Origin of the sequence: Pseudomonas sp. Irchel s3b5, assembly GCF_900187435.1 — a bacterium.
Taxonomy (GTDB): Bacteria; Pseudomonadota; Gammaproteobacteria; order Pseudomonadales; family Pseudomonadaceae; genus Aquipseudomonas.
The window spans coordinates 17975-44125 of sequence record NZ_FYDY01000039.1 but is presented as its reverse complement, the minus strand read 5'-3'; the positions used below and the strand labels follow the sequence as shown (position 1 = coordinate 44125).

Here is a 26151-nt window from a genome sequence, read left to right as displayed (position 1 = left end):
CCAAGCTCAGCACTGAGGGCTCGCTCGATCAAAGCCTTCTTGAACGCCGCAGAGGCGTCCTCAATGGCTTCAGCGGTCATCGGTCCATCGGTGAATTGCTCGAGCAGCTCTTTCGGGATTTTCGGTAGTTCTCGCAACGCGGGTTTCTTTTTGGTTGGCATACATGCACCTCTTACTCATGTTATGCCCGAACACAAAATTTCTGACACCCCCCAGGACCGCGTTATCGTTCATCGCGAGCAAGCTCGCTCCTACAGGGAGCGAGCCTGCTCACGAAGGCAATCCAAATACAGACTCCAGACCTGAAAAAGCCCGCTGACTGTCACCAGTCCAGCGGGCTTCTTTTTGCCGCGACGACTCAGTGCGCCACAGACGCCTGCTCTTCCATTTTCTGACGCAGGCTCAACGGACGCATGTCGGTCCAGGTCTCTTCGATGTAGGCCAGGCATTCCTTTTTCAACCCGCTTTTACCCACGGTGCGCCAGCCTTGTGGCACGGCTTTGTAGTCGGGCCAGATCGAGTATTGCTCTTCGTGGTTGACCACGACCTGAAAGAGGATGTCCTCGCGGTCGAATACTGACGTCATGCTATGTCTCCATCGTTGTAGGGCGGGCTGCGCTGTGTGCGCAGCCGGTATGTAGAAGGAACGATGTACGCGCCGGAAAATTTAGAGCGTGGTGGTGGCAGCGGCCAAAGCCCGACCGAAAATCTCGGCAACCCGATCTATTTCCGCAGAGGTGATCACCAGTGGCGGCAGGAAACGCACCACCGCGCCATGCCGACCGCCGAGTTCCAGGATCAAGCCCCGTTTGAGGCATTCACGCTGAACCAGCGGCGCCAGGCGCGCGAAAGCCGGTGGATGGCCCAGAGCGTCACGCGCACCGGCCGGATCGACCAGTTCCACTCCCAGCATCAAGCCGCGACCGCGAATGTCGCCCATTTGCGGGAAGTCGCGCTGCAGGATGCGCAAGTGCTCGGTCAGACGCTCGCCCATCGCAGCGGCGTGTTCGCACACCCTGTGCTCAACCAGATAGCGCATGACGGCGGAACCGGCGGCCATCGCCATCTGGTTGCCGCGAAAAGTCCCGGCGTGGGCACCCGGCAGCCAGGTGTCGAGCCAGTCGCGGTAGATCACCACCGCCAGCGGCAGGCTGCCGCCGATGGCTTTGGACATCACCACCACATCGGGGGTGATCCCGGCGTGTTCGAAGGCAAACATCTTGCCGGTGCGGGCGAATCCGCTCTGGATCTCGTCGACGATCAACGCCACCCCTGCCTTTTCGGTGATCCGGCGCAAACCGCGTAACCAGTCCAGATCGGCCGGAATGACCCCGCCCTCGCCCTGCACCACTTCCACGATCACGGCCGCGGGTAATTGAACGCCAGCCTCGGGATCGTTGAGCAGGTTTTCCAGGTAGTTCAGGTTGGCCTTGATGCCCTGCGTACCGCCCAATCCGAACGGGCAACGGTAATCGTAGGGGTATGGCATGAACTGCACGCCGCTGCTGAGCAACGCGCCCAGTGGCTTTTTCGGACCCAGGCTGCCCATCAGGCTCAACGCGCCCTGGCTCATGCCGTGATAACCGCCCTGAAACGACAGCACGGTGCTACGACCCGTGGCGGTGCGCACCAGTTTCAGTGCGGCTTCCACGGCATCGGTGCCGGTCGGGCCACAGAACTGGATCTTCGCTTCGGCGGCCAATGCCGGTGGCAGCAGGCCGAACAAATCCTGAACAAACTGATCTTTCACCGGTGTCGTCAGGTCGAGCGTGTGCAGCGGTAGTTCATCGCTCAGCACTTGCTGGATGGCTTCGATCACGACCGGGTGGTTGTGTCCAAGGGCCAGTGTTCCGGCGCCGGCCAGGCAGTCGATAAAAGTGCGGCCTTCGACATCCTCGACATACAGGCCCCTGGCACGCTTGAGCGCCAGGGGTATGCGTCGCGGGTAGCTGCGGGCGTTGGATTCCTGCCGGCTCTGGCGGGCCAGCAAGGGCGTTTCTTCGAATTGATAAAGCGTTTCGGTCGGGGCGACCCGGGCCGGCTGATCTTCGATAAGGCTGGTAGCGACTGACATCTCTCGACCCCTCAATACGCTGTGATAGTGACCAAAACTGCACACCAGGCAGGTGCGCATTCCGCTCACGGGGCGCACTTGTCAGGTTTTCCTGTTCTGGAAACGCATCAGCGTCGAGAGGATTTAGACTTTTGAGCGGCTTTCTCGGAGGCACCCCAAGCCCTTGTAGGAGCGAGCCTGCTCGCGATAGCGGTGTATCAGGCAACATTGATGTCGACTGACACGACGTCATCGCGAGCAGGCTCGCTCCTACAAGGGGTTGGGTATTTATCAGGCTGGTTGTAGCGGCATGGTCAGCTCAACGCGCAAGCCGTCCGGGCGGCTGTCGAAATGCAACGTGCAGCCGCAACGCTGGACGATGGCCTGGACAATCGCCAGCCCCAGACCGCAGCCGATGCTCTGGCCGTTGCGCCAGAAGCGTTGGGTCAGGTTCTGCAAATCTTCTTCGGCAATGCCCGGCCCGTGATCGCGAACCACAAACTGCACGCGATCACCGGTTGTTTCCAGGCTCAACTCCACTGCCTTGTCACCCGGCGTATGGCGCAGGGCGTTATCGAGCAAGTTGCGCAGCGCCGCAATCGACAGCACGGCGGGCATTTGCACCGGTGCATTGGAAGCCTTGGTCGGCGGTTGGAAGCGGATACGCTGGCGATCACCACTGGCCGCGTCCTGAATCGCCAGTTTCGCGACTTGTTCAGCGCTGCATTGCACACCGTCGTCGAACGACAGACTGCCTTCGACCCGCGCCAGCAACAGCAATTGTTCGAGGGTCCGGTGCAAGCGGTCGGCACCCTCCTCGGCGCGGGCCAGGGACTGATCCCGGGCAGTGCCTTCGGTCATGCGCGCCACTTGCAGGTGGGTCTTGATCGCGGTCAACGGGCTGCGCAGCTCGTGGGCGGCATCACCGGTCAGGCGGCGCTCGCGTTCGATGGTCTTGCCGATGCGCAGCAGCAACTGATTCTGGGTTTCCAGCAAGGGTTGCAGCTCACTGGGCAATGGGTGGACATGCAAGGGTTCCAGGGAGTCGGGGCTGCGGCGCATCAAGGCATCGCGCATGCGGTTGAGCGGCGCGAGCCCCTGGCCGATACCCAGCCAGAGCAGGCACAGGCAACCGAGCAACGCCACGCCCACCGGCACCGAAGCGGCCAGCAGGATCGACATGTTCAACGCTTCGCGCTCGATTTGGCGGTCGGCCGTGGTGATGCGCAAATCGCCCCGGGCCAGGGTGAAACTGCGCCACGGTGCGCCGTCGATCATCTGATCGTGGAAGCCCATTTTCTCGGCTTCCAGGGTTTGCTGCGGATCGGTGTGGCTGCGGGCCAGGATTTCACCGCGCAACGAGCTGACCTGACAGGCCATGCCACCGGGAATGTTCAACTGCTCGGCGCTGAAATGGGTGCCCTCGCCCTTGCTCGACACGGGCGGCAGTTGCTCCATCAGGCCGGCGACCATGCGTGCCGATGCCACCAGCCGCTGGTCGAGGGAAAACATCATCTGATTGCGCAGGTCGCTGAGCATCCAGGCCGCAGCCAGTGCCCAGATCAACGCAAAAGCGGCGCCGAGCGTCAGGCTCAAGCGCAAACGCAGGCTCATCACTTCGACTCTTCTCCCCCATCAGCCGGCCCCAGGCGATAACCCAAGCCGCGCACGGTCTCGACAATCCCGTTGCCGAGTTTGCGCCGCAGGTGATGGATGTGGACGTTGAGGGCGTTGCTTTCCAGTTCGTCGTTGAAACCGTAGACACTGTCCTTGAGCTGCTCGGTCGACAGCACGCGGCCACGGTTGTGCAACAAGGCTTGCAGCAGCGACTGTTCGCGGCGCGAAAGGTCTACGGGCTGACCGGCGAGCAGGGTTTCGCGGCTGCTGGGGTCGTACGTCAACGCGCCATGTTCGATCAGGTTGACGCTGCGCCCCGCCACCCGGCGCAACAGGGTATGCAACCGTGCAGCGAGTTCGCGCAAGTCGAAAGGTTTGAGCAGGTAGTCGTCGGCGCCGGCCTGCAAGCCATCAACACGATCGGTGACCGAGTCCCGCGCCGTGAGAATCAGCACCGGCAATTCCAGACCGTTGTGGCGCAACTGCTGCAACAATTTCAGGCCATCTTCATCGGGCAATCCGAGGTCGAGCACCATCACGTCGAATTCGGCCACCTTGAGCATGGCCCGGGCCGCCGACGCCGTGGCGACGTGTTCCACCGTCAGGCCCTGGGCGGTCAGGCCGGCAACGATGCCGCTGGCGATCAGCTCATCGTCTTCGCAAACCAGTACGTGCATGGGGAGCCTCTTGTAAATAAAGCAGATTAAGCCTTTGACCGATTAAGCGGACATTATGCCGCAAGCGCCACCGCCACAAGGCCGCCACGGTTAATCATCGGTTAATCGACACCACCCATTGTGCACCTCACTTGCACAGGGCAAAGGCTTACCCATGCGTCGACTGTTTTTACTTTTCGCTTTCTTGATCTCGGGCCTGGCCCAGGCAGGGACCAATCCGTTTGACACAAAACCCGATTTTCTCCCTGTCGAGAAAGCCTTCACGTTTACGTCTGAACGTCTGGAATCTGGTGAAACCCAGCTCTATTGGCAGATTGCCGACGGTTATTACCTGTACCAGCAGCGCCTGAAGTTCGACGGTCTGCCGACCGAACACAAACCGACGTTGCCCGTGGGCGAAGATCACAGCGACGAGTTTTTCGGTCAGCAGCAAGTCTACCGCCAAGGCCTGGAGCTGAAGGTTCCGGTGGGTGCCAGCGGTCAGGTCAAAGTGAGCTATCAGGGCTGCGCGGATGCCGGCTTGTGTTATCCGCCGCAAACCAAAGTTGTCGATCTGGGCAACACCAACGTCACGAATGCAGGCGCCGAAGCTCCGGATCAAGCCTTGGCCAGCGGCCTGCAACAGCGTGCTCTGGGCTGGAGCCTTCTGGTGTTTTTCGGCCTCGGGCTGTTGCTGGCATTCACCCCATGTTCACTGCCGATGCTGCCGATTCTGGCCGGTCTGATCGTGGGCAGTGGCGCCACGCCCAAACGTGGTTTGGCCCTGGCCAGTAGCTATGTGGTCAGCATGGCGCTGGTGTACGCGGCGATGGGTGTTTTGGCCGCCATGCTAGGGGCGAATCTGCAAGCGTTGCTGCAGAACCCTTGGTTGCTCGGCAGTTTCGCGGCGATTTTCGTGCTGCTGGCCTTGCCGATGTTCGGTTTCTTCGAATTGCAGTTGCCGGTGGCCGTGCGTGATCGCCTGGAAAACGTCTCGCGCAATCAACGCGGTGGCAGCCTGGTTGGCGCGGGAGTGCTGGGGGCGTTGTCCGGTCTGCTGGTCGGCCCGTGCATGACCGCTCCGCTGGCCGGTGCCCTGCTCTACATTGCGCAGAGCGGTAACGCGCTGCACGGCGGGCTGATTCTGTTCGCCATGGGGATTGGCATCGGTGTGCCGCTGCTGTTGCTGGTCACTGTCGGCAACCGCTTCATGCCCAAACCGGGCGCCTGGATGAATCTGGTCAAAGGTATTTTCGGCTTCCTGTTCCTCGCCACGGCATTGCTGATGCTGCGTCCGGTACTGGATGAGTCGCTGTGGATCGGTCTCTGTGGCGCCCTGCTGTTGGTCGCAGCCTACAGCGCCTGGAAACAATCGGACGGTTTTGGACGGATCGCCCACCTGTTCGGTGCCAGCTCGTTGCTGCTCGGTGTGTGGGGCAGCCTGTTGATGATCGGCGCGGCGGGCGGCAGCGATGATCTGTTCAAGCCGTTGCAGGTGTTTCGCGCTTCAGGCACAGCGGTTGCCGCCGCTCCGGTCGGTCACGACGCCTTCACCACCCTCAAGGATCCACAAGCGTTGCAGCGTGAACTCGACGCTGCACAGGCTCAGGGTCAATGGGTGCTGCTGGACTATTACGCCGACTGGTGCGTGTCGTGCAAGGTCATGGAGAAACAGGTGTTCGGCAAAGCCAAAGTCATGGAAGCCCTGAGCGACGTACGCTTGCTCCGGCTGGACGTCACCGCCGACAATGCCGCCAGCCGCGAACTGCTTAGCCGTTACAAAGTGCCGGGGCCACCGAGCCTGCTGTGGATCGGCGCTGACGGCGAGGAGCGTCGCAGCCAGCGCATCACCGGCGAGGTCGATGCCGATACGTTCCTGCAACGCTGGACCACCACCCGAGACGCCCGTTAATGCTGACACTCACCCTCGGCACCTTTGCCATCGCGCTTAATCACCTGCTGCTGATCAGTGCATTGGCGCTGGCGACTTTTGTCGGCTGGCGGGTGGCCAAGCGTGGTGGCGAGAATCCCGAGTCGGCGCTGTTCAGCCTGTTTTTACTGGGCATGCTCGCGGCCCGGGTCGGTTTCGTGGTCGCTTACTGGATGCACTATCGCAACGATCCGTGGCAGATCATCGACTTGCGTGACGGCGGTTTCCTCGCCTGGCCCGGCGTGATCGTGGTGCTGCTTGCGACCTTGTATCGTGGCTGGCGACGCCCAGGCTTGAGACGCCCATTGGGGTTTGGCGTGGCCAGCGGCCTGGCGTTCTGGGTGCTCGCAACGTTTTCCCTGTCGATTTACGAACAAGGCACGCGCCTGCCGGAAATCACTTTGCGCAACGCCGCCGGTGAAACCGTGAAACTGGCCGACTACAAGGGCGGCCCGTTGGTGATCAATCTCTGGGCCACCTGGTGCCCACCGTGTCGCCGGGAAATGCCGGTGCTGGAAAATGCCCAGCAAGCCCGGTCGGACCTGACCTTTCTGTTCATCAATCAGGCCGAAAGCATGCAAAGCGTCGCGACCTTCCTGGAAACCCAGGGCCTGAGCCTGTCCAACGTGCTGTTCGACGGCGGAGGTCGTTTGGGTCAGGCCGTTGGCTCCATGGCGTTGCCGACTACGCTGTTCTACAGCCCCGAAGGTCGCCTGCTGGGCAGCCATCTGGGCGAACTCTCGGAAGCCAGCCTGGCTCGCGCCCTGGAAAACTTCGACACTGTCCCCGCCACTTCTTCAAGGAAATTGCCATGCCCCGCCTCCGCCACCTGCTGACCCTGAGCCTCGGTGCCGCCCTGCTGCACCTGCCGTCGGTGCAGGCCGAAGAGCTGCCCGAGGCGATCAAGAAGATCGAAGCCAAAGGCGCGAAAATCGTCGGCCGGTTCGACGCACCCGACGGCTTGCGCGGTTACGCCGCGCAATACCAGAACCGCGGCATGGCGTTGTACCTGACCCCGGATGGCAAGCATGTGCTGCTGGGCAATCTGTATGACGCCGAGGGCAACGACTTGACCAGCGCGCCGTTGCAGAAGCTGGTGTACGCGCCGATGTCCAAGGAGGTCTGGAGCAAGTTCGAAGCGAGCAACTGGATTGGCGACGGCAACAAGGACGCCCCGCGCGTGGTGTACCTGTTCAGCGATCCGAACTGCCCGTACTGCAATGTGTTCTGGGAACAGGCGCGGCCATGGGTCAAGTCCGGCAAAGTGCAGTTGCGCCACATCATGGTCGGCATCATCCGCGAAGACAGCCCGGGCAAGTCCGCCGCACTGCTTGCTGCCAAAGACCCGCAAAAAGCCCTGCAAGAACATGAAGCGGCGGGCAAGAGCAGCTCGCTCAAGGCGCTGAAGGAAGTGCCGCCAGCCGTTCAGGCCAAACTGGCGGCCAACATGCAGTTGATGGAAGAGTTGGAGCTGCAGGCCACTCCGGCGATTTTCTATATGGACGCCAAGGGCGAGTTGCAACAACAGCAAGGTGCGCCGTCGCCGGAAACGTTGGGGAAGATTCTCGGGCCGAAGTAACACGCATCGACGCCTTCGCTGGCAAGCCAGCGAAGAGGCCAATCCAGACGCTAGAGAATCAAAACCCCTCCAGCTCCGCCATCAAATCATTCAACCGATCCACCTTCTCTTCAGTGATATCGCTGGCCGCCAACCCTTCGATGTACCCGGCCAGTTCTTCCACCGTACTGCACTCGAACATCGCCCGCAGTGGCACATCCCGTTGCAGGGTTTTCTGCACACGGGAGGCGATCTGCGTGGCCAGCAGCGAATGCCCGCCCAGTTCGAAGAAGTTGTCGCGAATGCCGACTTTCTCGACCTTCAGCACCTCGGCCCAGATAGCGGCCAGGGTTTGCTCCAGATCACTGCGCGGCGCTTGATAGTCTTGGCTCTGCGTCTGGCCGATGTCCAGCGCCGGCAGGGCCTTGCGGTCGAGTTTGCCGTTGGCGTTAAGCGGCATTTTGTCGAGCCACAACCAGTGCAGCGGCACCATGTATTCGGGCAGTTCGGCGCGCAGGCGTTGCTTGATGCGCTCCAGTCGTTCGACGGGATTGAGCGTTGAATCAGCCGCCACCAGATAACCCACCAGATGCTTGCCATTCGTGCCTTCCTGCACGCCAACGGCAGCATCACGGACTTCGGCTTGCTCATGCAGGCGCGCTTCGATTTCGCCCAACTCAATGCGGTAGCCGCGAATCTTCACCTGATGGTCGATGCGCCCGACGTATTCCAGTACGCCGTCACTGCGCCGACGAGCCAGGTCGCCGGTGCGGTACAAACGATCACCCGGCGCGCCGAACGGGTCCGGTACAAACACCTGCGCAGTGCGCAGCGGGTCACTGACATAACCGCGCCCTACCCCCGTGCCCGCAACGCACAACTCACCCACCGCACCCAGCGGCACCAGCTCCTGCGCGCCGTCCAGCAAGTACAAACGGTTGTTGTCGGTCGGCATGCCGATCGGCAAGTAGCTGCCGCGTGTCGAGGCGATATCAACACGGAAAAACGCCACGTCATCCGAGCATTCCGCCGGACCGTAGGCGTTCACCAAACCGATCTGCGGGTAACGCAACAGCCATTGATGTGCGAGTTCTGGCGGCATGGCCTCACCGGTCGGCAGCATCCAGCGCAAGCCGTCGAGGCTCATGCGTTCCTGGGCGAGCATGCCCTGGATCAGCGACGGCACGCTTTCCAGCACGGTGATGCCCTGGCTCTGCACGTGCGCCAACAAACCCTGCGGATCATGGGCGATGGTGTTCGGCACAATGTCGACCCGCGCGCCGAACAACGGCGCAGCAAGGAACTGCCAGACGGAAATGTCGAAGCTTTGCGACGCAGTTTGCGCGATCACGTCGGCTTCACTCAGATTCAGATACGGCACCTTGCTCAACTGGTTGTTGAGCATGCCGCGCTGTTCGACCATCACGCCCTTCGGCAACCCGGTAGAACCGGAGGTGTAGATCACGTAAGCGAGGTTGTCCGGGCCGCTGTAAATGCCCGGGTTGCTCACCGAAAAGTCAGCTGCCTGCACAGTTTCCCAAACCAACAAGCGAGGGCGATTGGCGCAGCCGAATTCTTCCAGCAGCGCGACAGCCTGCTCGCGACACGCTTCGGTGCAGACCAGCAACGGCGTGCGGCTCAGATCGATGATGCGACTCAAGCGCTGACTCGGCAGCCCCGGATCCAGCGGCAGATAACCTGCGCCCGCCTTGAAGCTACCGATGATCATCCCGAGCAGGTCGAGATTACGTTCCGCCAGCAACGCCACCGGTTGATCCAGCCCGACACCGCCGGCAATCAGCGCATGTCCGAGACGGTTGCTGCGCTGGTTCAGCTCGAAATAACTGTGCTGTTGCGTGAGGCAACTGGCGGCAATCCGCTGCGGATGCTCGGCAACCTGTGCTTCGAACAACTCGACATAACTGGTCTCTAGCGGATACTCGTGCTCGCTCTGGTTACAACCGTGAATCAGGAATTCCTGCTCCTCGACGCCGAGTAACGGCAGGTCAGCCATGTCGCCGTGGAAGCCTTCGACCAACGCCAACAGCAACCGCTTGAACTCGCCGAGCATGCGCTCGACCGTCGACTCATCGAAGTAACGCCGGTCGTAGGACAGGTGCAAGCCCAGGTCATCCCCCGGATAGCAGACCGCCGTCAGCGGGAAATTGGTGTGGGTGCGGCCCGAATCGGAAGTCGCGTTAAGGCTTTGTGCACGGTCCAGCACCGAGACTTCCACCGGGGCGTTTTCGAACACGAACAGGCTGTCGAACAGTGGCTGGCCCTTGGGCAATTCGCTGTTTTCCTGAATGCTCACCAGCGGCAGGTATTCGTACTCGCGCAGTTGCATGTTGCTGTCGAGCAGCCCGGTCAGCCACTGGCGCACGCTGCAACGCTGATCGTCCTCAGGCATTTTCACCCGCAGGGCGATGCTGTTGATGAACAGGCCGACGGTGCGCTGCATCTGCGGCATCTCCACCGGGCGACCCGCCACCGTGACGCCGAACAGCACATCGCGATCATCGCTCAAGCGGCGCAGCACCAGCGCCCACGCCGCTTGGGCGAAGGTGTTGATGGTCAACTGATGCGCCTGGGCGAGTTCGCGCAATTGCGCGCCGTCACGGGCGTCGAGCCGGGTGTAGCGGTCGCCGACGATCATGCCGCCGCTGTCGCCGGCATGTTCACGCAGGAACGGCCGGTCGCTCGGGATTGGCGTGGTCCGCTCGAAACCTTGCAGGTTGGTTTTCCACCACTGCCGCGCTTCGGACAGGCTCTGGCGTTGCAGCCAGCCGATGTAGTCGCGATAGCGCGGCGGCACGGCCAATTGCGCTTCCCGGCCTTCACCGAGGGCGGTGTAGATTTCGAAGAAATCGTTCATCAACAACGAGCGGCACCAGGCATCGATGAGGATGTGGTGATTGCTCATCATGAACCAGTAACGCGCTGCGCCAACCCGGATCAGGCGCAAGTGGAACGGTGCCTGGTTGAGCAGATCGAACCCGGCCTCGCGTTCGGTCTTGAGCAAGGTTTGCAGCTTCGGCTCTTGCTCGGCTTCGGCAATAGCGCTCCAGTCGAGATATTCGATCGGCGTGCTGCCCGGTTTGTGGATCACTTGCAGCATGTCTTCGCCGACGTTCCAGCAGAACGACGCGCGCAGTGCTTCATGCCGGGCGATCACCGCTTGCCAGGCCTGGGCGAAACGCTGCGGATCGAGATCGCTGTTGATGCGGTAGCGATCCTGCATGTAATACAGGCCGGTGCCCGGCTCCAGCAAGGTGTGCAGCAGCATGCCTTCCTGCATCGGGGTCAGCGGGTAGACGTCTTCGATGACAGCGGCCGGAATCGGCAGTGCATCCAGTTGCGTCTGGCTGAGTTTCGCCAGCGGGAAGTCCGACGGCGTCAGGCCTCCGGCATCTTCGCGCAGGCAATGCTCGATCAGGCTTTGCAGTTCGCCAACATAAGCGACTGCCAGTTCGTTGATAGTTTGCGGATCGTAGCGTTCGGCGCTGAAGGTCCAGCGCAACAGCAGTTCACCACCGTAAACCTGACTGTCGACACTCAACTCATTGGGCAACGGTGCTTTCGGATCGTGGGCCGCGCCGACAGGTTCATCGAGCGGAAGGAACAGCGCCTCCGCGCCAAAACTCTGGTCGAACTGACCGAGGTAGTTGAAGGTGATCGGCGCCACCGGCAACTCGGCCATGCGCTGGCGACTCAGGTCATCGGCGAGGTAACGCAGCACGCCATACCCCAGGCCTTTGTGCGGCACGGCGCGCAACTGTTCCTTGATGGCCTTGATCGACGCGCCCTGCCCTGCGCCCTCCTTAATGTTCGACGGGGTCAGGCGCAGCGGGTAAGCGCTGGTGAACCAACCGACGGTGCGGGTCAGGTCGATCTCGTCGAACAGCGCTTCGCGGCCGTGGCCTTCCAGTTGAATCAGCGCCGATTCATGACCGCTCCAGCGACACACCACGCGGGCCAACGCCGTCAGCAGCAAGTCGTTGACCTGGGTGCGATAAGCGCTTGGCGCCTGTTGCAGCAATTGCCGGGTGCGCTCGCTGTCGAGGCGTACGCTGACGGTTTGCGCATGCCGGTTCTGCCGACCGCCCTCGGGACGATCACACGGCAACTCGGCGTTCGGCCCGGCCAGTTGAGTTTGCCACCCACCCAATTCTTCACGCAGGGATTCGCTGCCGGCATAGGCGTGCAAACGTGCGGCCCAGTCCTTGAAGGCGCTGGTTTTGGCCGGCAGTTTCACTGACTGTTGCGCGTCGAGTTGGCGGTACACGGTTTGCAGATCGTCCAGCAGAATGCGCCAGGAAACGCCATCGACCACCAAGTGATGAATCGCAATGAACAGGCGTTGCTGACCCTCGGGGCCATCGACCAGCAGCACGCGCATCAACGGTCCGTCGTTAAGGTCGAGGCTGCGTTGGGCATCGGCGAACAGCGCGGCACATTTGTCCATGGACGAAACCCGCATCTGCCACAACACCGGGGTATCGAAAATCGCCTGATGGGCCGCATGCCATTGGCCACCCACTTTGTCGAAGCGCAGGCGCAACGCATCATGCTGTTCAATCACCGCCAGCAGTGCTTGCTCCAGGCGATGGGGCTCCAGAGGCGCAGTCGGTTGCAGCAACAACGCCTGGTTCCAGTGTTGACGCTGCGGGATGTCGGTGTCGAAGAACCAGTGCTGGATCGGCGTCAGGTGTGATTCACCACTGAGCAACCCTTGCTCGGCAGTGATTTGTTCAGTGCGAGTCGACACGGCGGCGAGGGTCTGCACGGTCTGGTGCTGGAACAAATCGCGTGGGCTGCAGTGAATACCCTGTTGCCGCCCCCGGCTGACCACCTGGATCGACAGGATGGAGTCGCCGCCCAGTTCGAAGAAGTTATCGTTGATGCCAACCTGTTCGACGTTCAGCACTTCGCACCAGATCTGCGCCAGCGTGACCTCGAGCTCGTTGCTCGGCGCCACGTAGCGTTGACGGTTCAGCTCCGGGTCCGGTGCCGGCAAGGCGCGTCGGTCGAGTTTGCCGTTGGCGGTCAGCGGCATGCTGGCCAGCAGGATCTGGTGCGTCGGCACCATGTAATCCGGCAATTGTGCCTTCAGATGCGCCTTGAGGGCTTCGCGCAAAACCGATTGCTGCGCTTCGTCCTGTTCGGCGACGTCCGTCACCAGATAGCCAACCAACTGTTTGCCGCTCGGCGCGTCGAGCGCCAACACAACGGCTTCGCGAACCGATTCATGCTCCAGCAGCCGGGTTTCGATTTCGCCCAGCTCGATACGGAAACCACGAATCTTCACTTGATGGTCGATACGACCGAGGTATTCCACCAGGCCATCGGCGCGCTGGCGCACCAGGTCGCCCGTGCGGTACATGCGCCCGCCATTGCCGGCAAACGGATCGGCGACAAAGCGTTCTGCCGTAATCCCCGCTCGTTGGTGATAACCCTGCGCCAGGCCAGCGCCACCGACGAACAGTTCGCCCGTCGCGCCCTGCGGAACCAATGCCATGTCGGCATCAAGGATGTACGCCACGCGGTCGCCGATCACGCTGCCGATCGGCACACTGCCCAAGCCTTCTTCCAACACCTCGGGCGCAAGGCTGGCCAGCGGCATGACCACGGTTTCGGTTGGACCGTAAGCGTTGAAAAACAGATTCGGTTTGAACGCTGCACGAATACGCGCCAGGTGTTCGCCGGTCAGCGCTTCGCCACCGGTGATGATCATGCGCACCGGCAAGGTATCGCCCTGAGTCGCCAGCCATTGCGCCAACTGGCTGCCATAGCTTGGGGTGAAGCCAAGCACGTTGATGTGGTGGGTACGGATCAGTCCGCAGATTTCTTCGGCATCCCATTGGCCTTGGGCGCGCAGCACCACTTGAGCACCGCACAGCAATGGCACCAGCAAGCGTTCGGTAGCGGCATCGAAGTTGATCGAATAGAAATGCAGTTCGCAGTCGTCCGGGCGCATGCCGAAGCGCTCGATCACGGCGCGGCAGTGCATGGCGATTTCGCCGTGGGACACCACCACACCTTTCGGCTTGCCAGTGGAGCCCGAGGTATAGATCAGGTACGCCTGATGCTGCGGCAGATTGATGAATGGCAGCTCGGTTGTCGGGTAGTCGGCCAGTTTTGCCGTGTCTTCCTCCAGGCACCAATGGGCAACCGAAGGTGGCAATTCCCCCAGGGCTTTGAACATCGCCGCATCACTGAGCAGCAAACCGATGCCACTGTCTTCGATCATGTAATGCAAACGGTCGAGCGGGTATTCAGGGTCCAGTGGCACATAGGCGCCGCCGGCCTTGAGGATCGCCAGCAGACTGACGACCATTTCCAGTGAACGCTCAAGCGCCAGCCCCACGCGCACCTGCGGACCGACGCCACGCTCACGCAGCATCCACGCGAGACGATTGGCTCGGCTGTCGAGTTCGGCGTAGCTCAGTGTTTGTCCGGCGAAGGTCAACGCCGGTGCATCGGGGCGCGCCAGTGCCTGTTCGCTGAACAGCTGATGAATGCACTGGTCGAGTCGATGCTCGCCCGGCTCGACGCCAAGACTGTCGAGCAGATATTGTTGTTCGCTGGCGTCCAACAGCGGCAATTCACTGAGACGCTGTTGCGGACCGGCAATCAGCGCTTCCAGCAGATTTCGCCAGTGCGCGGCCATTTGTGCGATGCGCGGCTCGTCGAACAGATCGGTGCTGTAAGTCAGGCAGCAACCCAGGCGATGGTCGAGATCGGTGACTTCCAGGTTGAGATCAAACTTGGTCGCCCGCGCATCGTTGGCCAAGTACTCGACCGTCATGCCGGCCAGGGTGCGGCTCTGCTGGAATTCCCAGCGCTGCACGTTGCACATCACCTGGAACAAAGGGTTGTACGCCGTACTGCGCGGCGGCTGCAAAGCTTCCACCAGATGATCGAACGGCAGGTCCTGATGGGACTGGCCTTCGATCACGGTGTGACGTACCTGCTCGAACAACTCGCCCACGGACATCTGCCCGTCAAGTTGGCAGCGCAGCACCTGGGTATTGAGGAACGCACCGATCAGCCCTTCGCTTTCCGGGCGAATGCGGTTGGCCACTGGCGCACCGATGCGCAAATCGGTCTGGCCGCTGTAGCGGTACAGCAAAGTGGCCAATGCAGCGGTCATGGTCATGAACAGCGTCAGGCCGTTTTGCGCGTTGAAGGCGCGGACCTTTGCCGCGAGTTCATCGCTGAGATCGAAACGGTACAGTTCGCCCTGATGGCTTTGCACCGGTGGACGCGGGCGGTCGGCGGGCAACTCCAGCAGCGGATGCTCGCGGCCCAGTTGTGTGGTCCAGTAGTCGAGTTGGCGCTGGCGCTCACCGGATTCCAGCCACTGACGTTGCCACACGCTGTAATCCAGGTATTGCACCGGCAGCGGTTGCAGCGGCGACTCGCGATCATCCACGAACGCTTCGTACAACGCACTCAATTCCCGGGCGAAAATGTCCATCGCCCAGCCTTCGGTGACGATGTGGTGCAAGGTCAGTACGAAGTAGTGTTCCTGCTCGGCAGTCTTGACCAGGCTCGCGCGCAGAAGCGGTCCGGTTTCCAGATCAAACGGCTGGTGCGCTTCGTCGTCGGCCAGTTGCTGGACCTGCCATTCGCGGCCTTCGGCATCCAGTGCGGTGAAGTCCTTCCACGCCATGCGCACGCCGGTTTCCGCGTGCACCTGTTGGCGAGCGACGCCGTCGATACTCGGGAACGTGGTGCGCAGGGTTTCGTGACGCAGGATCAGCGCTTGCAGCGCCGCTTCGAAACGCGCGACATCCAGCACCCCGCGCAACCGCGCCATGCCGCCGACGTTGTAGGCCGGGCTATCCGGCTCCATCTGCCAGAGGAACCACATGCGTTGCTGGGAATAGGACAACGGCACAGGTTGGCTGCGGTCGACTTTCTCGATGGGCGGCTGCTGGTTGGTGCTGCCGCTGGCGTGGATCCGGCGCACCTGTTCGGCAAATTCGCCCAACTCGCTGTTCTCGAACAATGTACGCAGGGGCAACTCGACGTCGCAGGCCTGGCGGGTGCGGGAGATGATTTGCGTGGCCAATAGGGAATGACCGCCGAGGGCGAAGAAGTCATCGCGCAAACCGACTTGCGCCAGCCCCAACACTTCGCGCCAGATACCGGCGATCTGTTGCTCCAGTTCCGTCACTGGCTCGACGTGCTCACGAACCTGCCACTGCGGTTCCGGCAAGGCGCGGCGGTCGAGTTTGCCGCTTGGGCTGAGGGGCATTTCGTCCAGACGCATCAGCTGCGCAGGCACCATGTATTCCGGCAGTTCGGCGGCAAGGGCAATTTTCAGGCGAGCCGTTTGAGCGTCTTCGCTTTCGTCGCCATCCATCGCTGTGTAGTAGCCGATCAGTTGACCACCCGCCGCGGTTTTGCGCACCAGCACCACGGCTTGGGTGACGCCAGCTTGGGCCAACAAACGCGCTTCGACTTCCTCCGGTTCGACGCGAAAACCACGCAGCTTCACCTGCTGATCGAGGCGACCGAGGTACTCGATCACGCCCTCGGCGGTCCAGCGCGCACGGTCACCTGTACGGTAGAGACGTTCGCCCTGCTCGCCCAATGGATCGACCACGAAACGTTCGGCGGTCAACCCCGCACGGCCCAGGTAACCTCGCGCCAACCCAACGCCGCCGATGCACAACTCACCCGGCACCCCGGCCGGGACAGGGTTGAGATCGCTGTCGAGGATTCGGCAGATCACATTCCCCAGCGGCCGGCCAATCGGCGAGCGCTCGCCATCGGCGCGGGTGCAATGCCAGTGGGTGACGTTGATCGCCGTCTCGGTCGGGCCGTAGCGGTTGTGCAATTGCGCGGCGGGTAGTTGTGCCAACACGCGGTTGCGCAGTTCGGCGGGCAACGCTTCGCCACCCGAGAACACGCGACGCAGGCTGCTGCATTCAGCGGTCAGCGCTTCGTCGATAAACAGCGAAAGCAGCGGCGGCACGAAGTGCAGCGTGGTCACGCCGAACTGCTGGACCAACTGCGCGATGCGATGGGGATCGCGGTGTTCTCCCGGGCCGGCGATCACCAGGCGTGCGCCCGTGATCAGTGGCCAGAAGCATTCCCACACCGACACGTCGAAACTGATCGGCGCCTTTTGCATCAGCACGTCGGTGTGGTTCAGGCGATAGGTGTCCTGCATCCATTGCAGTCGTTCGGCGAGTGCCGCATGGGTGTTGCCGACGCCTTTGGGTTGCCCGGTGGAACCTGAGGTGTAAATCACATACGCAAGGTTGTCGCCGTGCAGGTGCAAGCCCGGAGCATGACTCGGCCAGCCGTCCAGATGCAGGGCGTCCATGGCGATCACGCTGACGCCTTCGCTGGCCGGCAAGCGGTTGAGCAATGGGGTTTGGGTCAACAGCAATTGCACGCCGCTGTCGCCGAGCATGTAGGCCAGGCGCTCGGCCGGGTAATCCGGGTCCAGCGGTACGTAGGCGCCACCGGCCTTGATGATCGCCAACAGGCCGATCAGCAATTGCGGCGAACGCTCGCAGGCAATCGCCACGCAGACATCCGGGCCAACCCCTTTGTCGCGCAGGTAATGGGCCAGGCGATTGGCCCGAGCGTGCAGTTCGGCGAAGTCCATCTGGCCGCCGTCCCACAGCAGCGCAGTACGCTCGGGCGTCTGGCGTGCTTGCTCGTTAAGCAATTCCGGCAACCACAGACTGGCCGGCGTGCACGGTGCAGCAGCCCAATCCGCTTGCTGATCAATCTCGGACTCAGTCAGCAATCGCAAATCGCCGAGGGCGGTTTGCGGACGCTCGCAGACGTCACGCAACAGGTTGTTGAAGTGCGCCGCCAAACGCTCAATGGTCGCGCCATCGAACAACTCGCTGGCGTAGTCGAACGACAGGCTAAGGCGACCGTTGCGGTCTTCTTCACTGTGCAACTGCAAATCGAACTTGGCTTCGCGGCTGTGCCACGGCAGCTCTTCGGCCAGCAGGCCCGGCAAGCGCTTCAATGCGCTGAGGTCGCGCTGCTGGTGATTGAACATCACCTGGAACAGGCCTTGTTCACGCGCCTGCGGGAACGCTTCGAGCAGTTGTTCGAACGGCAGATCCTGATGGGCCTGTGCGCCCAACGCCGCCAGCCGTGTTTGCGCCAGCAGTTCAACGAACGGCAACCGCGGATCCACCTCGGCGCGCAGCACCTGAGTGTTGATGAAGAAGCCGATCAGGCCCTGGGTTTCCAGGCGTGGACGGTTGGCGTTCGGCACGCCGATGCGGATATCACGCTGGCCGCTGTAGCGGTGCAACAACGTCTGGAATGCGGCGAGCAGCAGCATGAACGACGTTGACTCATGGGCCTGCGCAGTCCGACGAATCGCCGCGCTCTGGGCCGTATCCAACCGCGCGGTGTGACGCGCAGCGCTGTGCTGTGGTTGTGCCGAACGTGGATGATCGGTGGCCAGGCTCAAGGTCGGATGCTCATCGCCCAGTTGTGCTTTCCAATACGCCAGTTGCCGTTCGCCTTCGCCCTGCGCCAGCCATTGGCGTTGCCAGCTGCCGTAATCGGCGTATTGCGTGGGCAACGGTGCCAGTGTCGCGGGCTGTCCTTGGCTGGCGGCCGCGTATAAACGGGAAAACTCGTCGATCAACACGTTCAGCGACCAGCCGTCCGCGATGATGTGGTGCATCGTCACCAGCAGTTGATGATCCTCGTCGTCGAGGCGCAACAGGGTCACCCACAGCAACGGGCCTTTCTCCAGATCGAACTGGGTGTGCGCTTCATCCTCGCGGATTTGTTGCGCGCGGGCTTCACGCTCGGCCATCGGCAGATCGCTGATGTCGATCATTTGCAGGTTGAACTCACCCGCCGCAATCACCTGCTGCAACGCCACGCCGTCGCGCTCGAAGAACCGCGTGCGCAAGGATTCGTGACGCTCGATCAACTGCTGGAAACTGGCGCGCAAGGCGTCTTCATCCAGTTCGCCGCGCAGGCGCAAGGCACCGGGAATGTTGTAGGCGCTGCTGTGCGGGTCGAGTTGCCAGGTGATCCACAAACGGTTCTGGGCCAGGGATTGCAGCATCGCTTCGACGCGTGACAACGGTGTGATCGCGCCTTGGGCCAGTCCGCCGTCCTGTTGCTGGCAGGCCACCACCTCAGTGAATGCGCCGAGGGTCGGTGCTTCGAACAACAGGCGCAGGTTCAGCTCCAGAGCGAGTTCCTCGCGCAACCGCGCAACCACTTGGGTGGCCGCAATGGAGTTGCCGCCGAGCAGGAAGAAATGATCATCGGCGCCGATCTGCCGGACCTGCAACTGCTCGCACCAGATCCGGGCGATCAGGGTTTGCAGGTCGGATCCGGATTCGAGGTTGCCGGTGCTTTCAGGCGCCATTGACGGAAACACTGCATAGCTGTCGAGGCTGCCGTCCGCCAGGCGATTGCGGCACGCCGAGCGTTGCAGCTTGCCGCTGGACGTCTTGGGCAATGCGCCCGGATTTAGCAGCACCACCACGCTCGGCGCTTCCTGACAGGCCTCGGCAACGGCCTGACGAATGGCTTTGATCACGGCGTCTGGCGGTAGAATTTTTTGCACGCTGCGACTGATTTCGGCGGCAATGCCGATGCCTTCCAGTCCGTCGATGGAAACCGCAAATGCGGCGACGCGACCTTTGCGCACCACCTCCACTTCACGCTCGATGGTTTGCTCGATGTCCTGCGGATAGAGGTTGTGGCCGCGAACGATCAGCATGTCTTTCAGGCGACCGGTGATGAACAGTTCACCGTTGCGCATGAAGCCCAGGTCACCGGTGCGCAGCCAGGTGCGACCGGCATGCTGGACAAAGGTTTTGGCCGACGCCTCAGGGTTGCACCAGTAACCTTGGGCGATGCTCGGCCCGCTGGCCCAGACTTCTCCGACGCTGTTGTCCGCCCGTTCACCGAGCGACGCCGGATCGATGATCAACACCGCATGATCCGGCTGATGGATGCCGCAGCTCATGATCGCACTGCCCTCGCCCGGTTCGGCGCGGTTTTGCGTCAGGGCCTGATCGTCAACGCGCAGGCTGCCAATACCTTGCCCGCGTGGGGTGCCAGCGACGAACAGCGTGGCCTCGGCCAAACCGTAGGACGCCATGAAGCTGTCCGCGGAAAAACCGCAGGTCGCGAACTTTTCGGCGAAGCTTTCGAGGGTATCGAGACGAATCGGTTCGGACCCGGAGTACGCCACGCGCCAGCCGCTCAGGTCGAGGCGTTGCAAGGCCGACTCACTGACCCGTTCGTTGCACAGGCGATAGGCAAAATCCGGCCCGCCGCTGATGGTGCCGCCGTAATCGCTGATCGCTTCGAGCCAGCGCAAGGGTCGACCCAGAAAGTACGCGGGCGACATCAACACACACGGCACGCCGCTGAAAATCGGTTGCAGCAAACCACCGATCAGGCCCATGTCGTGGTACAGCGGCAACCAGCTGACGATCACGTCGTCAGGGTTGAGGTCGATACCGAAACCGTGACGAATCAACAGCTCATTGGCGACCAGATTGCCGTGGCTGACTTGCACGCCTTTAGGCAGCGCGGTGGAGCCGGAGGTGTATTGCAAGAACGCGATGTGATCGTCTTGCAACGGCGGCTCGACCCAGCGCTCGGCCATGTCGGTATCGAGCGTATCGACGCACAGCAGCGGCGGCGCGCCCTCGATTTTCGCCAACACATCGCGCAGGTCAGCGCTGGTCAGCAGCAGACGCGGCTCGGCATCGCCAATGATCGACAGCAAACGCTCCTGATGATGACGACGGGTCGACTCCGGCGGATAGGCCGGCACGGCGATGACACCGGCGTACAGGCAGCCGAAAAATGCAGCCACGTAATCAGGCCCACTGGGAAACAGCAGTACCGCACGGTCGCCAAAATCAGCCTCGGCCTGCAACGCGCTGGCAATGGTCCGCGCGCGTAGATCCAGTTCGCGATAACTGAGCACCGCAGCCTGGTCCGGGGTTTCGGCGAGAAAACGCAAGGCCACCCGATCCGGCGTCAGGGCCGCACGGCGCTGGAGGGCTTGGACCATTGTGCTGGGGAGTTCGAACGCGTCGGTCATGAGGTTTCCTGCCTGATTTCGGCTTGCAATTGGAATCGGTTTTCTGGCGTCGCGCCCCATCGGGAGGCACGCAGGACGCGGTCTTCGCCGACCGCGCAAGGCATTGGGAATGCGGTTGTCACCGGGACAGTTGCCCGGGTCCATTCACCAATGAGAACGGATGACGTTCTGAAATAATTAGTCGCCAAGCCTGGACGCCAGACGGGCCGGCCTGCGTCAGCGTGTCGCAGTTCTCACTCTGCACCTTTGTAGCGCATTAGTTCTTCTTCTCATTTGACAATCATTATCATTAAGCCTAATTTGTCGCTCGATGTGTAGGACGGCCCCCGGTTTACCCCGTCCCACAAACCTTTTGGCAGCAGGGTGATTTCCATGATGGAACCAGTGTCCACAAGCAGGTGCGATACACCGCTACTTCAGGCTTTTGTCGATAATCGATTAATTCTGGTGAAGATCGCAGCGCGAATTACCGGCTGCCGCTCCCGTGCCGAAGATGTCGTGCAGGACGCCTTCTTCCGCTTGCAATCAGCGCCGCAAATCACCAGTTCGATCAAGGCGCAGCTCAGCTATCTGTTCCAGATCGTGCGTAACCTGGCGATCGATCACTACCGCAAGCAGGCGCTGGAGCAGAAGTATTCCGGGCCTGAAGAGGAAGGCCTGAACGTGGTGATTCAAGGCGCATCACCGGAAACGTCGCACATCAACTTCTCGACCCTGGAACACATCGCCGATGCGCTGACGGAGCTGCCGAGCCGCACCCGCTATGCCTTCGAGATGTACCGCTTGCACGGCGTGCCGCAAAAAGATATCGCCAAGGAATTGGGTGTTTCGCCGACCCTGGTGAACTTCATGATTCGTGATGCCTTGGTGCATTGCCGCAAGGTGTCGGTCAGTCGTGGTGAGTCTTCTGCCCGCCACTGAATAAAAGATCGCAGCCTTCGGTCCACGTCTGCAGGCGCTGCCGAAGGCTGCGATCTTTTACTTCTACGCTAATTCGCACCGATCAAAAAAAACCTCACGCCCCAACACCATCAAGGCCGCGCGCTTGTGCGGGAAGTCGAATTCTTTTTCGCAGCGGAAACCTTGATCCTGCATGTAACCGATCATCTTCGCGTTATCGGCGCGAGGTTCGGCGACGACCCGCTGCGTGCGCGGATCATCGAGAAAAAGGTAATGAACCAGCGCCGATAACCAGCTCACCACCTTGTGCGGTCCACGGTGATTTTCCTCGCCCACCAGCATGTGAATGCCACGGTCGTAATCGGCTGCGTCATAGAACGGCGCAATGCGATCTTCCTTGGCCCAGTAGGCTTCGAAATAGGCAAACGGCTGGTCGTCAAAGCAGCCAATCAACGTCAGGGTATGGGGATCGGCTTCGAGTTTGCTCAGGTAATCGCGATGCTGTTCGAGGCTGCCCTCCTCCTGCCAGAAACTCGCGACACGCGGGTTGTTCTGCCAACAATTGAAACGCACCAGATCCTGTTCGATGTCCAATGTGCGCAGGGACACCCACATGCCCAAACGCGCATCGAAGCGGCGATAGACTTCACCATCGGGTTTGACCGGCCGTAGAGGATGTCGCTTGCCAGCGCTCACGATCATTTGCTGCGGACAGCTGCCGGTCGGCAAGTGCAGGGCGTTGAGGTCATTCAAATTGGGCATGGGTCGGGCTCGCGATAATCGTCGACAGTTCAACGATGTGACGTGAGCCGCAGGGGAAAATTTAGGGGAAGTCCGTCAGTTCGCGACTGTGGGGGCCTTTTCAGCGGGAGGGATCGGTACCACCACAATCTTGTACGGGCCGAAGATCTTCAGCATCTGGCCATTCTCGCGCAGGGCTTGCAGCAAGTTGCCGAAGGTCTCGCCGCTGATGGGCGCTGCCGGACGCAGAATGGCGTAGTGGTGATAGATCTGGTCGACGCGCTCGGACACCAGCAACTGTTCGGCGACATGATCGTTGCGCAAAAAATAATCGCTCAGGTATGAGCGCGTCAGCAGTGCAATGTCGGCGCGCCCGCGCAATACCATCAACAGATTGCTGTCGTGGGAATAGGTCAGCGTGGCCTTGTAGTTTTTCGCAAGGTACTGGGGGTCGGCATTGAAATTGGCGAATTCATAATGATAGCCGCTGAACAACGCCAGACGTTTGCCGGTCAGGTCGGCAAAGTAGTTTTGCTGTCGATCGAGCTGGCGTTGCGCGACAAAGACCTCGGCATCTTCCAGCCCCATGTCGACGGCGACGTGGGGAACACTGTCCCAACCCCAGGCGGGATTTTCGAAGATTGCCATGTCGATCCGGCCCTGCAGGAAATCACCGAAACGCCGGGGGATGGAGGTGGGCACCACCACGAACTGGTAGTCGGTTTGTGAAGCGTTGAGCGCCTGGATCAGTTGCGGCAGCAATCCCGTGTCGGCCCCGGACTCCGGGCGTACGGTGTAAGGCGGAAAGTGAGCGGCACCCACGCGCACCAGTTGTGCGGCCTGGGATGGCATCATCGTTAATGCCGCAAGCGTCACCAGCAAAAGCCGCGAGACTGTCCGGATTGGCAACCCCATCAAAACAACCCACTCCCCGATAAAACAGCATCAATGCATTAAAACCAGGCGTTCCGTCCAATTAGCCAGCATTTGGCCAGCCATTACAAGCTTATTGCTTCCCCTCAAGTACAAGAATCAACGCCTCTTCGGCCAATTGATCGAGGCTCATGCTGCCATCGGCGCGAAACCAGGTCGTGGTCCAGGACAAGGCCCCGGTCAGAAACCGTCGCGTGATGAACACATCACCCCGGATAAACCCGGCGCTCTTGGCCTCACCCAGCACTTGCAACCAGATGTCTTCGTAAATATCCCGCAGCGCCAGTACCTTGGCCTGGCCGTCCTCGGACAGCGACCGCCATTCGTAGACCAGCACCGCCATGGCCTCGCCGCTGCCGCCCATGATCGACTGCAATTCACAGCGAATCAGCGCCAACACCTGCTCGCGCACACTGCCGGCCTCGGCGATGGCCGCGCGCATCAACGCGGTGTTGTAGCGAATGGTTTCCTCCATCACTGCCCGCAGGATTTCGTCCTTGCTCTTGAAGTGATGAAAAATGCTTCCGGACTGAATGCCCACAGCGCCGGCCAGGTCGCGTACCGTCGTGCGTTCATAGCCTTTATTGCGGAACAGATGAGCCGCCACTTGCAGCAGCTTGCCACGGGCGCTGTCCGGATCGGTCAACTGGCCGCTGTCGACCAATTCGCGCATGACGCTCAGGGCTTTTTGCTCGTCCACGCATTCTCTCCTACAGTCGATCAATCCGATACGCCGATCCCCCTGAAACATTGGGGTTGCGCGGGCAATTTAAGCTGACGGCCGCAACCAAGCAAGCGCTTGGGAAGAAGAAACATTCGAGGATTTACAAACCAAGCGCTTGCTTGGTAATGTCGCTGCACTTCGGTTGGAGGTGGCTATGCAACGGACTACGCCTGAAACGATTCGCATTGGTTGCGCCAGCGCCTTCTGGGGCGACACCTCGACCGCGGCCGCGCAACTGGTGGAGCACGGGCACCTGGACTATCTGGTCTTTGATTACCTGGCAGAAATCACGATGTCGATCATGGCCGGTGCCCGCATGAAAGACCCTCAGGCGGGTTATGCAGGCGACTTCATCGAGGTCCTCAGCCCTCTGCTCCAACGGCTTGCCGAACAAAACATCCGCGTCATCAGCAATGCCGGCGGGGTCAATCCACAGGCGTGTGCCGCCGCCCTGCAAGCCGCCTGCGACAAGGCCGGCGTGACGCTGAAAATTGCCGTGCTGCTGGGGGATGACCTGCAACCGCAGTTCAAGCAACTGGGCAGCCTGGGCATTCATGAAATGTTCAACGGCGCGCCATTGCCGCCGATGTGCGTGTCAACCAACGCCTACCTCGGTGCGCCGGGCATCGTCGAGGCCTTGCGCCTGGGGGCGGACATCGTCATCACCGGCCGCGTGGTCGACAGCGCCGTGGTCAGCGCCGCGCTGGTGCATGAGTTCGGCTGGTCGTGGCACGACTACGACAAACTGGCCCAGGCCGCGCTGGCCGGGCATATCATCGAATGTGGCGCCCAGTGCACCGGCGGCAACTTTACCGATTGGCGCGACGTGCCCGATTACGAGCACATCGGCTTCCCGATCGTCGAGGTCAGCGCCGACAGCCAATTTGTCGTCAGCAAACCGGAAGGCTCCGGCGGGTTGATCACGCCGCTGACCGTTGGCGAACAAATGCTCTATGAGATCGGTGACCCACGGGCCTATCTGCTGCCCGATGTGGTCTGCGATTTCACTCAAGTAAAACTACAGCAACAGGGCAAGAACGCGGTCCGGGTCCACGGCGCAAAAGGCTTGCCGCCGACCGCTCAGTACAAGGTCAGCGCGACGTATCCGGACGGCTTTCGCTGCACCGCCAGTTGTCTGATCGCCGGTATCGATGCGCACGACAAGGCCCGGCGGGTCAGCGACGCAATCATCAACAAGACCTCGGACATGTTCAGTCAACGCGGTTGGGCACCGTACAGCGAAGTGAATATCGAACTGCTCGGCAGCGAGGCCACTTATGGCCCCCACGGCCAGCGCCGGGACACTCGCGAAGTGGTGATCAAGCTCGCGGTGCGTCATCCGAACAAGCAGGCGTTGATCATGTTCTCTCGGGAAATTGCTCAGGCCGCTACCGGCATGGCGCCGGGGCTGACCGGGATTGTCGGTGGCCGGCCGACGGTGTATCCGCTGATCCGGCTGTTCTCGTTCCTGATCGACAAAACCGCCTGCACGCTGGACATTGATTTCATGGGCCGTCGTCACCCGTGTGCCTTGCCCGCCCTGGACGCGCTCGACACCCACGACCTGCCCATACCGGTCGAGCCACCCAAACCCGATGGTCGCGCCGACGCCAGCGTGGCCTTGATCAAACTCGCGGTCGCGCGCTCCGGCGACAAGGGCAATCACAGCAACATCGGCGTCATGGCCCGTGATCCAGAATACCTGCCGTGGATCGCCGAAGCCTTGACCCCGGAAGTGATCGTCGACTGGATGAGCCATGTCCTCGACCCGATTTTCGGGCGAGTCGAACGCTGGTATTTGCCCGCCAGCCACAGCCTGAATTTTCTGCTGGAGAACGCCCTCGGTGGCGGTGGCATCGCCAGCCTGCGGATCGACCCGCAAGGCAAGGCCTTCGCCCAGCAATTGCTGGAAATCCAGATTCCGGTGCCGCAGCGCATCGCCGACCAGGTCAACTAGAGGA

Annotated in this window: 12 protein-coding genes and 2 pseudogenes; 5 read left to right on the top strand and 9 right to left on the bottom strand. The window is 61.4% G+C overall.

The window, feature by feature from the left end; genetic code table 11:
• From CKW15_RS25710 to CKW15_RS25690, 5 genes and pseudogenes are all read right to left on the bottom strand, one after another.
• Positions 1 to 161 (bottom strand): annotated as a pseudogene (locus CKW15_RS25710) (IS256 family transposase); the annotation flags it as partial.
• 197 nt (positions 162 to 358) lie between these two features.
• Positions 359 to 586, bottom strand: a complete 228-nt coding sequence (locus CKW15_RS25705; RefSeq protein WP_095060725.1) for an MbtH family protein — start codon at positions 584 to 586, stop codon at positions 359 to 361.
• A gap of 81 nt (positions 587 to 667) precedes the next feature.
• Positions 668 to 2074, bottom strand: a complete 1407-nt coding sequence (locus tag CKW15_RS25700; RefSeq protein ID WP_095060727.1) for an aspartate aminotransferase family protein — start codon at positions 2072 to 2074, stop codon at positions 668 to 670.
• A gap of 270 nt (positions 2075 to 2344) precedes the next feature.
• Complete coding sequence (locus CKW15_RS25695; protein ID WP_095152886.1) at positions 2345 to 3670, bottom strand: ATP-binding protein; 1326 nt, start codon at positions 3668 to 3670, stop codon at positions 2345 to 2347.
• Positions 3667 to 4347: a response regulator gene (locus CKW15_RS25690; protein ID WP_095060731.1), complete on the bottom strand. Its 681-nt coding sequence runs from the start codon at positions 4345 to 4347 to the stop codon at positions 3667 to 3669. The genes CKW15_RS25695 and CKW15_RS25690 overlap by 4 nt, the downstream gene beginning before the upstream one ends.
• A gap of 154 nt (positions 4348 to 4501) precedes the next feature.
• On the opposite strand from CKW15_RS25690, the gene dsbD reads away from it, so the two are divergent.
• The 3 genes from dsbD to dsbG are packed head-to-tail and all read left to right on the top strand — an operon-like array spanning position 4502 to position 7835.
• A complete protein-coding gene (gene dsbD, locus CKW15_RS25685) occupies positions 4502 to 6238 on the top strand; it encodes a protein-disulfide reductase DsbD (protein ID WP_095060733.1) in 1737 nt (578 codons plus the stop codon).
• Complete coding sequence (locus CKW15_RS25680) at positions 6238 to 7092, top strand: TlpA disulfide reductase family protein (protein ID WP_095060735.1); 855 nt, start codon at positions 6238 to 6240, stop codon at positions 7090 to 7092. The genes dsbD and CKW15_RS25680 overlap by 1 nt, the downstream gene beginning before the upstream one ends.
• Positions 7068 to 7835: a thiol:disulfide interchange protein DsbG gene (gene dsbG / locus CKW15_RS25675; RefSeq protein WP_095060737.1), complete on the top strand. Its 768-nt coding sequence runs from the start codon at positions 7068 to 7070 to the stop codon at positions 7833 to 7835. The genes CKW15_RS25680 and dsbG overlap by 25 nt, the downstream gene beginning before the upstream one ends.
• 58 nt (positions 7836 to 7893) lie before the next feature.
• Here dsbG and CKW15_RS25670 read toward each other — a convergent pair whose 3' ends face one another.
• The gene (locus CKW15_RS25670) at positions 7894 to 20892 is read right to left on the bottom strand and encodes a non-ribosomal peptide synthetase (protein WP_095152885.1); all 12999 of its coding nucleotides are present in this window, start codon (positions 20890 to 20892) and stop codon (positions 7894 to 7896) included.
• 372 nt (positions 20893 to 21264) lie between these two features.
• Between CKW15_RS25670 and CKW15_RS25665 the strand changes: the two genes are divergently transcribed.
• A complete protein-coding gene (locus tag CKW15_RS25665) occupies positions 21265 to 21813 on the top strand; it encodes an RNA polymerase factor sigma-70 (protein WP_095060741.1) in 549 nt (182 codons plus the stop codon).
• A gap of 63 nt (positions 21814 to 21876) precedes the next feature.
• Here the strand turns inward: CKW15_RS25665 and CKW15_RS25660 are convergent.
• From CKW15_RS25660 to CKW15_RS25650, 3 genes and pseudogenes are all read right to left on the bottom strand, one after another.
• Positions 21877 to 22515, bottom strand: a pseudogene (locus CKW15_RS25660) (GNAT family N-acetyltransferase); the annotation flags it as partial.
• Between the two features lie 114 nt (positions 22516 to 22629).
• The gene (locus CKW15_RS25655; protein WP_095060743.1) at positions 22630 to 23448 is read right to left on the bottom strand and encodes an ABC transporter substrate-binding protein; all 819 of its coding nucleotides are present in this window, start codon (positions 23446 to 23448) and stop codon (positions 22630 to 22632) included.
• Between the two features lie 91 nt (positions 23449 to 23539).
• Positions 23540 to 24166 (bottom strand): TetR/AcrR family transcriptional regulator, encoded by a 627-nt coding sequence (locus CKW15_RS25650; RefSeq protein WP_095060744.1) that lies wholly within the window; start codon positions 24164 to 24166, stop codon positions 23540 to 23542.
• Positions 24167 to 24344: 178 nt separating this feature from the next.
• Between CKW15_RS25650 and CKW15_RS25645 the strand changes: the two genes are divergently transcribed.
• Entirely contained in the window at positions 24345 to 26147 is a 1803-nt protein-coding gene (locus CKW15_RS25645; RefSeq protein WP_095060745.1) for an acyclic terpene utilization AtuA family protein, read from the top strand.
• Positions 26148 to 26151 lie beyond the last annotated feature (4 nt).

Bases quoted from the DNA above. Each gene is read 5' to 3' on its own strand.
- CKW15_RS25705 (WP_095060725.1), bottom strand. From the start codon at position 586: ATGACGTCAGTATTCGACCGCGAGGACATCCTCTTTCAGGTCGTGGTC.
- CKW15_RS25700 (WP_095060727.1), bottom strand. From the start codon at position 2,074: ATGTCAGTCGCTACCAGCCTTATCGAAGATCAGCCGGCCCGGGTCGCC.
- CKW15_RS25690 (WP_095060731.1), bottom strand. From the start codon at position 4,347: ATGCACGTACTGGTTTGCGAAGACGATGAGCTGATCGCCAGCGGCATC.
- dsbD (WP_095060733.1), top strand. From the start codon at position 4,502: ATGCGTCGACTGTTTTTACTTTTCGCTTTCTTGATCTCGGGCCTGGCC.
- CKW15_RS25680 (WP_095060735.1), top strand. From the start codon at position 6,238: ATGCTGACACTCACCCTCGGCACCTTTGCCATCGCGCTTAATCACCTG.
- dsbG (WP_095060737.1), top strand. From the start codon at position 7,068: ATGCCCCGCCTCCGCCACCTGCTGACCCTGAGCCTCGGTGCCGCCCTG.
- CKW15_RS25670 (WP_095152885.1), bottom strand. From the start codon at position 20,892: ATGACCGACGCGTTCGAACTCCCCAGCACAATGGTCCAAGCCCTCCAG.
- CKW15_RS25665 (WP_095060741.1), top strand. From the start codon at position 21,265: ATGATGGAACCAGTGTCCACAAGCAGGTGCGATACACCGCTACTTCAG.
- CKW15_RS25655 (WP_095060743.1), bottom strand. From the start codon at position 23,448: ATGGGGTTGCCAATCCGGACAGTCTCGCGGCTTTTGCTGGTGACGCTT.
- CKW15_RS25645 (WP_095060745.1), top strand. From the start codon at position 24,345: ATGCAACGGACTACGCCTGAAACGATTCGCATTGGTTGCGCCAGCGCC.